The 247-nt window shown below is 46.6% G+C and carries 1 pseudogene; it reads right to left on the reverse strand.

Annotated elements, in window-relative coordinates:
• A pseudogene (locus AAEY57_RS20760) lies at positions 1 to 247 on the reverse strand (long-chain fatty acid--CoA ligase); the annotation flags it as partial.

The raw sequence follows: 247 nt of genomic DNA on the forward strand, positions 1-247 counted from the left end.
TCTGGGTGCTCCACAGCGATGTTTTCTAGTTCCACAGAAGATATCCACTCGCCTCCTGATTTGATCAAATCTTTTGAGCGGTCACGGATATTCATATAACCATCGCCATCAATCGTAGCGATATCACCGGTATCAAACCAGCCATCGGCAGTGATGGCATCTTTATTTTCAGTGAAATAATCATCAATGACCCAATGCCCGCGAATCTGCAAGCGCCCTTGTGACTCACCATCTTCAGCAACTGGCT

This window comes from Pseudoalteromonas sp. MER144-MNA-CIBAN-0113 (assembly GCF_040308965.1).
Lineage (GTDB): Bacteria > Pseudomonadota > Gammaproteobacteria > Enterobacterales > Alteromonadaceae > Pseudoalteromonas > Pseudoalteromonas tetraodonis.